The 6,136-nt window shown below is 41.8% G+C and carries 5 protein-coding genes; all 5 read left to right on the top strand.

Annotated features, from left to right (window positions below):
- A partial coding sequence (locus B2X33_RS07705; RefSeq protein ID WP_296668805.1) for a class I tRNA ligase family protein occupies positions 1-1,107 on the top strand: 1,107 nt, incomplete at its 5' end.
- Between the two features lie 87 nt (positions 1,108-1,194).
- The gene (locus B2X33_RS07700; RefSeq protein WP_296668806.1) at positions 1,195-1,809 is read left to right on the top strand and encodes a hypothetical protein; all 615 of its coding nucleotides are present in this window, start codon (positions 1,195-1,197) and stop codon (positions 1,807-1,809) included.
- Between the two features lie 184 nt (positions 1,810-1,993).
- On the top strand, positions 1,994-3,955 hold the full coding sequence (locus B2X33_RS07695; RefSeq protein WP_296668803.1) for an AMP-dependent synthetase/ligase: 1,962 nt from the start codon (positions 1,994-1,996) through the stop codon (positions 3,953-3,955).
- Between the two features lie 126 nt (positions 3,956-4,081).
- Positions 4,082-5,155, top strand: coding sequence for a type I glyceraldehyde-3-phosphate dehydrogenase (gap, locus tag B2X33_RS07690; RefSeq protein WP_296025063.1), 1,074 nt, complete (start codon positions 4,082-4,084; stop codon positions 5,153-5,155).
- 120 nt (positions 5,156-5,275) lie between these two features.
- Entirely contained in the window at positions 5,276-6,109 is an 834-nt protein-coding gene (locus tag B2X33_RS07685; protein ID WP_296025060.1) for a sugar phosphate isomerase/epimerase family protein, read from the top strand.
- The last annotated feature ends 27 nt before the right edge of the window (positions 6,110-6,136 follow it).

The following is a 6,136-nucleotide window of genomic DNA, read 5'->3' as shown; positions in this document are numbered from 1 at the left end:
AAGTCGCTTGGAAACGGTATCGACCCGCTTGAAATTATCGACCAGTACGGCGCGGACGCTCTTAAATTCACTTTGACTTATCTTGCGGCCCAGGGACAGGACATTTTAATCGACAACGACTCGTTCAAATTCGGCTCTAAATTCTGCAACAAAGTCTGGAACGCAAGCCGCTACATTCTCGGAAATCTTGAGGGAAGAAATCTCGTTCCTGTAAAAGATGAGGAGCTGACCGAGCTTGACAAATGGATTTACACAGAATTGAACGAAGCGGCGAAAAATGCGCGCGCGGCTCTTGATTCTTACCGTTACAACGATGCGGCAAGCGCGGCTTACGAATATTTCTGGAACAATTTCTGCGACTGGTACGTTGAGGCGACAAAACTCGTGTTCTGGCACGGAACTGAAGAAGAAAAAGACAGGCAGATTTCTGTCTTGCTCAATGTCCTTGAAGAGTCGCTTAGGCTTTTGCATCCGTTCATTCCGTTTGTAACCGAAGAAATTTACTCAAAGCTTCCGCGAAAGGAAATCAACGATAACCGCGCAAAAACAGAAAGCAACAAGATTCTTCCGTCTGAAACTTACGACGGGCTTTTGGTTTCCGCTCCTTATCCTGAATTCAAGTCTGAACGCGACGACGAGAAAATCACTGCGCGTTTCAACGCTCTTAAAGATGTAATCAGAAGCGTGCGCGGTCTTAGAAACGAGTGCGGCGTAAATCCTGCGGATAAAATCAATCTTGCCTTGCTTGTTGTAAAAGGAAGCGCTGCGGAAGTCTGCAAAGAAAAAGCCGATATGATTCAGCTTCTTGCTGGCCTTTCAAAAATCGAATTCGTCGAGGAAAAGCCTGCTAAGTCAATCGGAACTGTAGGAACTGGATTTGAGGCGTTCATTCTTCTTGACGGCAACATCAACAAGGAACAGCTTTTGAAGCATTTCAACAAGGACTTGGAGACTGGCAGGAAAGATGCTGAAAGAATCGAGTTCAAACTCAACGGAAAATTCGGACAGCACGCTCCGGCGGAAGTTGTTCAGGCTGAGCGCGACAAGCTCGTTGAAATCAAGAGGCGCATAGAGAAACTTGAATCTTACGTTGCTGCGCTGAATTAGTTTGACGAGTCGGCTTTTGTGCCGGATAATGGTCAGCACAAAATTGTCAGGAAGAACAGGGGGCGAGACATGGGAATAAAATATGAGATGAAAACTGAGAAGCCTGAGAAGATGGGCAACAAGGAAGCTCAGGAGCTTAAGAATATTGTCTTGGCTCCGTATATGCAGCTTGCCACGGGGCTTATCGGAAAAGCGCGGCACGCTGGCGGAAATATGTTCCGTCATCAGATGGACACGCTTGCGATTCTTATTGACTATGGCTACATCGACTCTGTTCTTTTAAAGGCGAGCGTTGTTCACGACACTGTTGAGGATATAAAGGATTTTGATAAAGATTTAATCCTCAATGCCGATTCCGAGGGCGAGGATGTTCTTAAGCTTGTTCTTGAGGTTACAAGGCGCGAGGACGAAAGCAAGAAGCAGTTTTTGCAGCGGATTCTCGACAGCGGAAGCCAGAAGGCGAAAATTTTAAAGTGCGCGGATAGAATCTCTAATATGATTTCGCTCGGCTACGTTACCGACCCGCATTTTATTGAGCGTTACTGCGACGAGACCGAGTTTTTCCTTCTTCCGATGGCGCTTGAAATCGACTTCAATATGTACCACGAGCTTATAAATCTGATAATGACGCGCAGGCGTTATCTTGAGGACGGAGGATATTTCGACAGCCGCCACAAAGAGTCTGACAGCGATAAAAAATAATTCGCCTTAGTTTATTCTATAATCCTGAAAATTTTGCGGCGAGAACCTGTTTTTGCAAATATGCAGGTCTCGCTCTTTTTTGCAATATTAAGTTTTCCGTGGTAAAATTACATAAATCTCTAAAGAGCTTTTTGTTTGATTGTTGCTTTTGAGTTTTTTTTGATTTTATTTAATGGAGAAAATTATGGTAAAATATACCTTCCGTGAGCTTCCAAAAAATCTTCCTTTAATGCTGAAGGCGCAGACTGAAAAAGTTCCTGATACATTTCTTCAGGCTTCAAAAAATAAAGACGGCAAATATGAATATTTTACATTTGCTTCTGTTTATGATGATTTTGTCGCCCTTGCTTTTCAGTTTAAAAAGCTTGGCATTGAAAAAGGCTCCAATGTTGCATTGATTTCTGACAATCGCCGCGAATGGCTTTTGACAGATTATGCTTTGCTTTCTATCGGTGCGGCAGATGTTCCTCGTGGCTGCGACAGCATGGGAAACGAAATTCGCTTTATAATTTCTTATGCAGACTGTAAAGTTGGCTTTTTTGAAACCGGACATCAGCTCGAAAAGGTTTTGGAAAAAATCGATGAAGTTCCTCTCTTAAAAACTGTTGTAATTTACGAACCGGTTGCGCAAGAAATTGAAAAAAAAGCAGCCGATTGCGGTCTTAAGCTAATTCATTTTAACGAATTGTTTGAAAAAGCGCGGAATGAATATGCAGAAAAAAAAGAAATGATAAAAGCTGAAATTGAGTCTGGCATGGAAAAAATTGAGCCGAATGATACTGCCACGATTATTTTTACTTCCGGCACAACAGGAACTCCAAAAGGCGTAATGCTTACTCATGACAATTATATTTATCAGCTTTCTGTAATCCACAACTTTTTGCCTTCTAATCCTGGATTTATGTGGCTGAGCGTTCTTCCTGTATGGCACAGTTTTGAGCGTTTGATTCAGTATGCTGCTCCAGTTTTTTGCAACGGAATTGCCTACTCTAAGCCTATTGGACAGATTTTGCTTGCAGACATGGCGGTTATAAAGCCTCAGTGGATGTGCGGTGTTCCGCGTTTATGGGAATCTCTTGCAAAAGCTGTTCAAAAAGCCATGAAGAAGAAAGGCGGAGCCGCACTTGTTCTTTTTAATTTTTTTGTAAAAGTTGGCGGTGCCTATGCTGATCAGAAAGATAAGGTTTGCGGCCTTGTATGCCAGCTTTATAAAAAACGTAGCCGGGTTTTGGATTTTTTAGCGGGAATTGTTCCCATGTGTCTTTTATGGCCATTGAAAAAGCTCGGAGATTTGCTCGTATTTAAAAAACTCCAGGCAAAATTTGGCGGAAATCTGCATGTTGCAATTAGCGGCGGCGGAGCGCTTCCACACGAAATTGACAATTTTTACAGGGCCGTAGGATTGAACCTTTTGGAAGGTTATGGCCTTACTGAAACCGCGCCTGTTATTTCGTTTAGAAATCCTCATGAGCCTCGTCCTGGCTGCGTAGGTGCTATTTTTCCTACTGTCGAATTAAAAATCTGCAAGGAAGAGAATGGTGTTGCCGTAAATGGCGAAGATATTGGACCGGGAAAAATGGGATTGATTTTCGTAAAAAGCCGGCAGGTTATGAAAGGCTATTACAAGCGTCCAGATTTGACCGCAAAAGTGATTGATAAAGACGGCTGGTTTAATACAGGCGACCTTGGCGTACGCACTTTTGACAACGAATTGAAAATTACAGGCCGCGCAAAAGATACAATTGTCTTGCTTGGCGGTGAAAATGTCGAGCCTGCTGTGCTCGAATCGGAGCTGTTGACAAACGACCTGATAGAAAGCGCAATGGTTGTTGGACAAGATGAACGGAGCCTTGGAGCGCTCATTGTGCCTTCTAAGGAAAATACCGAGGATTTTGCAAAAGAAAATAATATTGAATATGAATCTTATGAAGAACTTTTAAAGAACAATTTTATAATTCAGGCTTTTGATAAAATCATAAAGAATTCAATTTCTACGGCAAAAGGCTTTCGTGCTTGCGAAAAAATTGGAAAATTTGCATTGATTCCAAAAAGTTTTGAAGTTGGTGTTGAGCTGAGCGCAAAGCAGGAAATGATGCGTTATAAAATTGCTGAGGAATATAAAGACTTGATTAAAACTCTTTTTTAGTTTTGATGGTTCTGATATAAAAGCCGGAACGGCCAATTTATTATAATTTTTTTATAGACTATTTGCTTGAAATTCAGTATTTTAAATATAGTAAATTTAAATTTATTTTTTAAGGAGAATAAAAACATGGCAGTTAAAGTTGCTATTAACGGTTTTGGACGTATCGGACGCTTGGCATTCCGCCAGATGTTTGCTGCAGATGGATATGAAGTTGTAGCTATCAACGACCTTACAAGCCCAAAAATGCTTGCTCACCTTTTGAAGTATGATACAGCGCAGGGTGGATATGCTGGAAGAATCGGCGAGAACAAACACACAGTTTCTTATATAGATGACGTTCTTGCCGAAGACGGAAAAACTGTAACAAAACCAGGTGCTATCGTTGTAGACGGAAAAACAATTACAATCTACAAGGAAGCAAATGCTGCTAACCTTCCATGGAAAGCTCTCGATGTAGACGTCGTTCTCGAATGTACAGGTTTCTATGTTTCAAAGGCTAAATCGCAGGCTCACATTGATGCAGGCGCTAAAAAAGTTGTAATTTCTGCTCCAGCAGGAAACGACCTTCCAACAATCGTTTACAATGTAAACCACAAAACTCTTACAAAGAACGACAATATCATTTCTGCCGCTTCTTGCACAACAAACTGCTTGGCTCCAATGGCTAAAGCTTTGAATGACTTTGCTCCAATCCAGAGCGGAATCATGTCTACAATCCATGCTTACACTGGCGACCAGATGATTCTTGACGGTCCGCAGCGCAAAGGCGACCTCCGCCGTTCACGCGCAGGTGCTCAGAATATCGTTCCTAACTCAACAGGCGCTGCAAAGGCTATCGGTCTTGTAATTCCTGAATTGAACGGAAAATTGATTGGTTCAGCTCAGCGTGTTCCAGTTCCAACAGGATCTACAACAATCTTGACTGCTGTAATCAAGACAAACAAAGAAGTTACAAAAGAAACTATCAACGCAGCTATGAAAGCAGAAGCAACAGAATCTTTCGGATACAACGAAGATCAGATTGTTTCTTCAGATGTAATCGGAATGCGCTTCGGCTCTCTCTTCGATGCTACACAGACTATGGTTTCTAAGATTTCTGACGATACATACCAGGTACAGGTTGTTTCTTGGTATGACAACGAGAACTCTTACACATCACAGATGGTAAGAACAATCAAATACTTTGCAGAAAACTGCTAATTTGTAAGTTGATTGCTTGATAAAAGACGCCCTAAGGCGTCTTTTTTTATGTCCAAATCTTCATTTTTTTTAGTTTTTCAAAAAATTGCAATTTGTAGTGGCTGTATATATAATGGTTTTATGAAAATTTTAATTAGACCACATGATATTGGAAAAGGATCTGCTGAGTTTTTAGGACAAAAAGCCCATGAATGGGGATTTGACGGAGTTCAGCTTGCAATTGCAAAGGCGATTGAGGGACAAACCGGTAATCCTGGCACTTTGACGGACAGTGTTGTTTCTGAAATCCGCAGAGGTTTTAATTCTAACGGCGTTGAAATTCCGCTCTTGGGCGCATATTTTAATCCTGTTCACTCTAATAAAGAAAAAGTAAGACTTGGAGCGGAAAAATATGCCGACCATTTGCGTCATGCTGCTGAATTTGGGGCAAAATTTGTCGCTTCGGAGACCGGCTCTTACAATGACGACAAATGGACTTACAATCCAAAAAATCAGACTGAGGAGGCTTTTGCGGAAGTAAAGTCGATTTTTGCGCCTATGCCGGAGACTGCAAAAAAAAGCGGCGTCTGCATGGCTTTGGAAGGGGCATGGGGACACTGTATGTATTGTCCGGAGCGGCTTAAGCGCCTTGCCGATGAAATTGATCCAGGACAGGAAAATTTCCGTTTTATTGTTGATATTTACAATTACCTTTACATTGGAAACCACGAAAAACGTGCCGAAATTTTTGAAAAGTGTCTGGAACTCTTCAAAGGAAAAATCTGCGGTTTTCATTTAAAAGATTATGTTGTAAAAGACGGCGAGCTTGAAATTGCTCCTTTGGGACAGGGAATTATGGGCTGGAAAGAATTTTTGCCTGTAATAGTGAAGAAAGAGCCGGACGCGTATCTTATCTTTGAAGGTGTAAAAAATGTTCCTGACTCGCTTGCGTTTGTGCGTTCAATTGTAGGTTAATACGGTTGTGGCAGGGATTTTTGCATG

The sequence above is a fragment of the Treponema sp. UBA785 genome, assembly GCF_002297065.1.
Taxonomy (GTDB): domain Bacteria; phylum Spirochaetota; class Spirochaetia; order Treponematales; family Treponemataceae; genus Treponema_D.
Note: the sequence above shows the minus strand (reverse complement) of the source record. Positions and strands in the feature narration are given on the sequence as shown.